The sequence below is a fragment of the Cellulomonas pasadenensis genome, from assembly GCF_047229365.1.
Classification (GTDB): Bacteria; Actinomycetota; Actinomycetes; order Actinomycetales; family Cellulomonadaceae; genus Cellulomonas.
The window spans coordinates 1-6,659 of sequence record NZ_JBFTEP010000167.1; the positions used below are offsets into that span (position 1 = coordinate 1).

Consider the following 6,659-nt stretch of genomic DNA (forward strand, 5'->3'; position numbering starts at 1 on the left):
ACGGCTTGAACGTCGAGCCGGCCTGGATGAGGTCGAACGTGGCGGTGTTGCGGGAGTCCGCGAGGTAGTCCGGCCCGCCGTACAGGGACACGATGCCGCCCGTCGCGGGGTCCACCGAGACGACCGAGACGCGCATGCGCTCGTTCGGCGTCGCGCCGTCCGACAGCGCGCCGGCACGCAGCTCGTCGACGGAGACCTTCGCGGCCTCCTGCACCTCGGGGTCGATCGTCGTGATGATCTCGAGCCCGCGCGTGCGCAGCTCGTCCTCGCGCCACAGCTTCGTGGCGAGCAGCTCGTCCTCGACCATCTTGAGGAGGTAGCCGTTGGGGCCGCGGTACGTCTCGCCGCGGGCGTACGCGATCGTCGTCGGGAACACCTGCCCCGCGCGGTCGGCGGCGCTCAGCCACCCGGAGTCGACCATCGAGTCCAGCACGATGCCCCAGCGCTGCTGCGCCTTCTCCGGGCTGTTCGCCGGGTCCCAGTTGTTCGGGGACGGGATCACCGCGGCGAGCAGGGCCGCCTCCGAGACGCTCAGCTCGGCGGCGGGCTTGCCGAAGTACGCCTGCGAGGCCGCCTGGATGCCGTACGCGTCACGACCGAAGTAGATCGTGTTCAGGTAGCGGCCCATGATCTGTTCCTTGGACTCGCTCTGGGTGATCTTGACGGCGAGGATCGCCTCCTTCGCCTTGCCCAGGTAGTCCTTCGTCGTGTTCTGGTAGTACCGCTCGACGTACTGCTGGGTCAGCGTCGACCCGCCCTGCACCGGCTTGCCCTGCACGTTGTTGATGAAGGCGCGGGCCATGCCCGTGATCGAGATGCCGCGGTTGGAGAAGAAGGTCTTGTCCTCGCCGGCGGCGACGGCCTTGCCGATGTGGTCGGGCAGCGTCTCGTAGTCGACGATCTCGCGCTTCTGCTCCGCGAACTGGCCCATGACGGGGCCGGGCGTGCCGGGCTCGGGGCCGGCGAAGTACACGGTCGTCGTCTCGAAGGAGACCTCGTCGAGCTCGTCCGGCGGCTGCACCAGCGCGAACGCGGCGACGCCGGCGCCCAGCACGAGGAAGACGCCGCCGATGAACGTGCCCAGGAGCACGCGCCACGACGGCAGCCACCGGTGCAGGCCGGTGTACCCCGAGCGCGGGTAGTCCCAGAAGCGGCGCTTGCCGCCCTCCGACGTCGGGCGTCGCGTCGCGCGCCGGGCGCGGGGGGGCGCCGCACGGCGGTTCGAGGCTGCCAACTCCAGACCTTCCGTCGACGACTGGTCCGGCGTCGTCGCCCTCCCCGGGGGTGGGGACGGGCACGGCGGCGCCGCGCCCAGTATGGACGAACGGCCTGGGGCGTTCGCCCCGTCGCGCCCCCGGACGTCCGATCCTCAGCGACCTTTCACATGATCGGCACGCCGCCGTGACGCCGGGACGCGGTGCCGGGAAGCCCGGCGGGGCCGGCGTCGCCCCTGCGGTTGTGCGGCGTGTTCGCGTCGATCTATTCTCCGGATGTATCGCGGTGATACATCGAGAACCGGACCAGGTGGTCCGGGACGGTCGCAGACGGAGGAGGGTGACGTGCGCGGACGCTCCGACGTGCTCGAGCCGGCCATCCTCGGGCTGCTCGCCGAGGCGCCCATGCACGGGTACGAGCTGCGCAAGCGGCTCAACCTCGTCCTCGGCTCGTTCCGCGCGCTGTCCTACGGCTCCCTGTACCCCGCGCTGAAGTCGCTCGCGGCCCGCGGCTGGATCGTCGGCACCGAGGCGCCGGCCGACCGCGCCGTCGCCACGAAGCGCGCGCGCATCGTGTACCAGCTCACCGCGGACGGCAAGGAGCACCTCCAGCAGGTGCTGCGGACCGCCGGGCCGTCGGCGTGGGAGGACGAGAACTTCGACGTGCGCTTCGCGTTCTTCGGCCAGACCGACGCCGAGACGCGCCTGCGCATCCTCGAGGGCCGCCGCACCCGCCTGACCGAGCGGCTCGAGACGATCCGCCAGTCGTTCAACCGCACCCGCGAGCGCATGGACGAGTACACGCTCGAGCTCCAGCGCCACGGCCTCGAGCAGGTCGAGCGCGAGGTGCGCTGGCTCGACGGCCTCATCGACAACGAGCGCGGCGTCCGCCGCGCCCGCACCGAGAACGGCGGCCGACCGGCTGCCGTCACAGACGACGCCGAGGGATCCACCGAGGCGCACACCGAGAAGGAGCGAGGATGACCTCCATCCGCGTCGCCATCGTCGGCGTCGGCAACTGCGCCGCATCGCTGGTCCAGGGCGTGCACTACTACCGCGACGCCGACCCGCAGGCGAAGGTCCCGGGCCTCATGCACGTGCAGTTCGGCGACTACCACGTCCGCGACATCGAGTTCGTCGCCGCGTTCGACGTCGACGCGAAGAAGGTCGGCTTCGACCTCTCCGAGGCGATCTTCAACTCGGAGAACAACACCATCAAGATCTCGGACGTCCCGCCGCTGGGCGTCCCGGTGCTGCGCGGCCACACGCTCGACGGCATCGGCAAGTACTACGCGCAGACCATCGAGGAGTCGGACGCCGAGCCGGTCGACGTCGTCGCCGCGCTGCGCGAGGCCCAGGTCGACGTCCTCATCTGCTACCTGCCCGTCGGGTCGGAGGACGCCGCGAAGTTCTACGCGCAGGCCGCCATCGACGCGGGCGTCGCGTTCGTCAACGCCCTCCCCGTGTTCATCGCGTCCGACCCCGAGTGGGCCGCGAAGTTCGAGGCCGCCGGCGTGCCGATCGTCGGCGACGACATCAAGTCGCAGGTCGGCGCGACGATCACGCACCGCGTGCTCGCCCGCCTGTTCGAGGACCGCGGCGTCATCCTGGACCGCACGTACCAGCTGAACGTCGGCGGCAACATGGACTTCAAGAACATGCTCGAGCGCGAGCGCCTGGAGTCCAAGAAGGTCTCGAAGACGCAGGCCGTCACGTCGAACCTCGACGACGGCCCGCTGGCCGGCAAGAAGGACGACCGCAACGTCCACATCGGCCCGTCCGACTACGTCGCGTGGCTCGACGACCGCAAGTGGGCGTACGTGCGCCTCGAGGGCCGTGCGTTCGGCGACGTCCCGCTGAACCTCGAGTACAAGCTCGAGGTGTGGGACTCCCCGAACTCGGCCGGCGTCATCATCGACGCGCTCCGTGCCGCGAAGATCGCGAAGGACCGCGGCGTGGGCGGCCCGATCCTGTCGGCGTCGACGTACTTCATGAAGTCCCCGCCGGTGCAGATGGAGGACCAGAAGGGCCGCGCCGAGCTCGAGGCCTTCATCCGCGGCGAGAACGAGCGCTGAGCCGGAGCGCAGCGGAGGGTGCCGGCCCGGCGCACAGCGTCAGGCCGGTGCCCGCAGCGCAGCGCAGGGTCGGCGCGCACGGGAACGAGCGCTGACCGACCTCCCCGCACGGCCGAGGGCCCGACGAGCACGTCTCGTCGGGCCCTCGCCCGTTCCCGACCGCCGCCACCACGGAGGTGTGCAGCGTTCGTCTCGTGTGGCGTGACGAACGCTGCACGCGCCGGTCGTGCGCGAACGCCTGTCCACAGGTGGGTCCGCGCAGGGCCACGGACGCACCGCGGCACGGCAGGGTCGGCGCGTGCGCAGCGACGAGGAGGACCGGGGACGTCCGGACGTGGTGAGCCTGCCGGGTGTGCGGGCGCTGCCGGAGCCCGTGCGCGCGACGGTGGTCCGGCAGCACGGCGTCGCGACCGTCGCGGACCTGGTGCGAGGGGGTGTGCACCGCGCGCGGGTCGCCCGCCGTGTCGAGTCCGGGGAGTGGCGGCGGATGCACCGTGGCGTCGTGCTGCTGCAGTCCGGCGTGCCGACGTGGACGCAACGCGCGTGGTCGGCCGTGCTCGTCGCCGGGCCGGGGGCGGCGCTCTCCCACGGGTCGGCCGCCTACGTGCACGGCATCGTCCGCGCGCCGGGGCGGGACGTGGTCGTGAGCGTGCCGGCCGAGCGCTGGGTGCGGCCCCACGAGGGCGTGGTGGTGCGACGCCGGCGTCGCATGCCGCCGACGATCGGCCGGCTGCCGGCCGTGCGGCGCGAGTCCACCGTCGTCGACCTGGTGCAGGACGCGGCGTCCGAGGACGACGTGGTCGGGGTCCTCTGCGCGGCGGCTCGCGCGGGTGTGCACCCGGGGGCGGTCGAGCAGGAGGCGGCGACCCGCGGGGTCCTGCGGCACCGCCCGCTGCTCGTCGCCGTGCTCGCCGAGGTCCGGGCGGGCGTCGAGTCCCCGCTGGAGCGCCGGTACGACCGTGACGTCGAGCGCACGCACGGGCTGCCTCGGTCCACCCCGCAGGTGCGGCAGCGGGCTGGTGGTCGGTGGATCCGGGCGGACCGGGTCTACGTCGGCCACGGCGTGCGGGTCGAGCTCGACGGGCAGCTCGCGCACCCGTTCGCCGCGACGGACGACGACGTGTGGCGCGACAACGCGGTGCGCGTCGAGCACCACGACGTGACGCTCCGGTACCGGTGGCGGCACGTGGTCGGTGCGCCATGTGCAGCCGCCGGCCAGGTCGCGACCGCCCTCGCGGCGCGCGGATGGTCCGGCACACCGACGCGGTGCTCCGCCGCCTGCACGGTCGCGCGCCCGCTCGGCCGCTGAGTCGTGCAGCGCTCGTCGCGCTGAGCGCGACGAGTGCTGCACACGGGCACGGAGCACGCGGCGGACGGCCGCGGCCGGGATCAGGTGAGGCGACCCGTGGCGGCTGCCAGCGCCAGGACGAGGACGGTGACGAGCGCACCGCCGGCGCCGACGGCGGCCGCCACCTTGGCGACCGTCACCGACCACGGCTGCCTCTCCTGCCAGCCGAGGGCACCGGCCGCGTCGCGGATGGCCCGGTGCAGCACGTCGGGGCCCCGGGCGCGGGTGCGGGTGAGCAGCCCGTGGCTGCCGTCGGGACGACGGCCGTACACGGACCGGGAGCCCGACCCGGTGACCCGGCCACGGAAGCCGCTCCGCCGCACCCGGCCCGAGCGGCCCACGCCGGCGCCGCCCACGACGTCCTCGATGCGCAGCGTGAGCGTCGCGGCGTCGCAGCGCACCACGCTGCGCAGAGCGGACGCGGAGACGCCGTCGGGCCCGCGCGTCACCCACGCGTCGGCGTGCGCGACGGCGAACCCGTCGTCGGTGGCGCGCACCTCGACGTCGTCGGGCACGCGCCGCGCGACCTCGGCGCGCAGCTCGGCGACCAGGCCGGCGGGGTCGTCGTGCGGCACGGGCACCTCCTCACGGGCGGACGACGCGAGCGTAGGCGGTGCGGGGGCCGCACCCGCACCGCCTCCCCGCACGGCACCCGCCCGCGACCCCGGTCCCGGCGTCGACGACCTCAGGGTCGCCGCACGACGGCCGCCGTGATCGGGTAGCGGGCGTCCGGGCCCTCGCCGGCCGGCAGCGCCCAGCTGCCGCCGTCGAACAGGTCGACGACCACGAGCGCCGACGGTGCCCCGTCCCCGCCGCAGCTGACGCCCTCCACCACCTCGAGGTACCCGGTCAGCACGTGCCTGATGCCCACGGGGGCCTCGGGCTCGACGCGGACGATGTCGAGCGGGGACGTCGAGCCGTCGGCACGCAGCTCCACGACCTGGTCGCCGGCGCACCACTCGCTCTCCGCGGTCACCGGCGCGAGCGCAGCCACGACTCTCCCGTCGCCGGTCGCGTGCACCTGGGACGGGGCGGTCGCGTCGCCGGCGAGCTCGCGCACGACCACCGGGGCGGCGCCGCCGGTGACGTCCTGGCGGACGAGCCGCGGCCGGCTGCCCGGGCGCGGCGGGTCGAGGGCGGTGGCGTCGTCGGAGCACAGCAGCAGGACGTGCGTGTCGTCGGCCCAGCCGACGGGCCGGCAGGCCTGCCCGTCCGGTGCGGGGCCACCGGGGACGGTGCGGCCGGACGCCAGCTCGACGACGACCGCGGTGCCCGCGACGTCGCGGTCACGCAGCGCCAGCCGGGCCCCGTCAGGGCTGACGACCGCCTCCCACTCCCGCCCGTCGGTGCCCGCCGCGACCTGCCGCGCGGCGCCGGCCGGCGGGACGACCCACCAGTCGGTGGTCTCCAGCACCGGGTCGCGCACGGACCACACCTCGCCGTCCGACGGCAGCTCGGTGAGGAACGCCGCGCCGGAGGGCAGCCCGCGGCCGTCCGGCACCACGTCGCCGGTGCGCAGATCCATGACGTGCCGAGGAGTCGCGCCGTCCATGCCGTAGTCCGACACCACCACCGACGAGGACCCGTCCCACCGCACCGGGTGCAGCCACTCGCCGTCCTCCCGCACGTCGGCGAGGTACAGCTCGCCCGTCGGCGCGACGGCCACGAGCGCGGTCGGCAGCAGCCGCCCGTCGACGGCGTACGGGTTGCCGTACCCGTTGGTGTAGAGCGCGAGAGTCCAGCCCGGGCCGACGGAGGCGAGGGCCGCGTCGTCGAGCGCGAACATCGGCGGCAGGCCGGGCACCGTCACCGGCGTCGGCGCGGCGGCCGGCGTCGCGGACGGCGTCGGCGCGGACGTCGGGGTCGGCGACGGCGTGGGGGTCGGCGTGCTCGTCGGGGACGGGGTCGGCGTCTCGACCGGCTCGACGGGGGTGCGGTGCAGCCCGAACCAGCCGGCGGTGCCGACGGCGAGGACCGTCACGGCGGCGACAGACGCGTACTGCGCTGTGCGCGTGGCACGCC

Annotated in this window: 6 protein-coding genes; 3 read left to right on the plus strand and 3 right to left on the minus strand. The window is 74.3% G+C overall.

What is annotated here, in order from left to right; translation table 11 throughout:
* The coding region (locus tag AB6N23_RS16515) for a transglycosylase domain-containing protein (RefSeq protein ID WP_412867080.1) at nt 1-1,234 on the minus strand (1,234 nt) is incomplete at its 3' end.
* A 325-nt stretch (nt 1,235-1,559) separates the two neighbouring features.
* On the opposite strand from AB6N23_RS16515, the gene AB6N23_RS16520 reads away from it, so the two are divergent.
* The 3 genes from AB6N23_RS16520 (at nt 1,560) to AB6N23_RS16530 (ending at nt 4,598) form a co-directional block, all read left to right on the plus strand.
* Complete coding sequence (locus tag AB6N23_RS16520) at nt 1,560-2,198, plus strand: PadR family transcriptional regulator (RefSeq protein WP_412867081.1); 639 nt, start codon at nt 1,560-1,562, stop codon at nt 2,196-2,198.
* Nucleotides 2,195-3,289 (plus strand): inositol-3-phosphate synthase, encoded by a 1,095-nt coding sequence (locus AB6N23_RS16525; protein WP_378200602.1) that lies wholly within the window; start codon nt 2,195-2,197, stop codon nt 3,287-3,289. Before AB6N23_RS16520 ends, AB6N23_RS16525 begins: the two co-directional genes overlap by 4 nt.
* A gap of 298 nt (nt 3,290-3,587) precedes the next feature.
* Nucleotides 3,588-4,598, plus strand: coding sequence for a type IV toxin-antitoxin system AbiEi family antitoxin domain-containing protein (locus AB6N23_RS16530; RefSeq protein ID WP_412867082.1), 1,011 nt, complete (start codon nt 3,588-3,590; stop codon nt 4,596-4,598).
* An 80-nt stretch (nt 4,599-4,678) separates the two neighbouring features.
* Here the strand turns inward: AB6N23_RS16530 and AB6N23_RS16535 are convergent, their stop codons facing one another.
* Together AB6N23_RS16535 and AB6N23_RS16540 are read right to left on the minus strand one after the other, a co-directional pair.
* Nucleotides 4,679-5,212, minus strand: a complete 534-nt coding sequence (locus AB6N23_RS16535) for a hypothetical protein (RefSeq protein ID WP_412867083.1) — start codon at nt 5,210-5,212, stop codon at nt 4,679-4,681.
* A 110-nt stretch (nt 5,213-5,322) separates the two neighbouring features.
* On the minus strand, nt 5,323-6,659 hold a 1,337-nt coding region (locus tag AB6N23_RS16540; protein WP_412867084.1), incomplete at its 5' end, for a hypothetical protein.